The organism is Winogradskyella ouciana (assembly GCF_009709615.1).
Taxonomy (GTDB): Bacteria; Bacteroidota; Bacteroidia; order Flavobacteriales; family Flavobacteriaceae; genus Winogradskyella; species Winogradskyella ouciana.
Map to the genome: position 1 here is coordinate 1 of NZ_WJYA01000029.1, position 432 is coordinate 432.

At 38.9% G+C, this 432-nt stretch carries 1 pseudogene; it reads right to left on the reverse strand.

Annotation, left to right across the window (positions count from 1 at the left end):
* A pseudogene (gene eno / locus F1003_RS15520) lies at positions 1 to 432 on the reverse strand (phosphopyruvate hydratase); the annotation flags it as partial.

Sequence of the window (432 nt, forward strand, 5' to 3'; positions counted from 1 at the left end):
AATGTAGGTGCAAAACCACCTTCGTCTCCTACTGCTGTAGATAATCCTCTTCCTTTAAGGATAGATTTTAAGCTATGGAATATTTCAGTTCCTTTTCTTAGAGCGTGAGAGAAAGAATTTGCTTTTACAGGCATAATCATAAACTCTTGGAATGCAATAGGAGCGTCAGAGTGAGAACCCCCATTGATAACATTCATCATAGGAACAGGTAGTGTATTTGCGTTTACACCACCAATATATTTATAAAGAGGCATTCTAAGCTCGGTAGCGGCAGCTTTTGCAGCTGCAAGAGAAACTCCTAGTATAGCATTAGCGCCTAGTTTACCTTTATTAGCAGTGCTGTCTAAATCTATCATCACTTGGTCTATCAAGTTTTGGTCAAAAACAGGAAGACCTATAAGTTCAGGAGCGATAACTTCCCTTACATTTTCT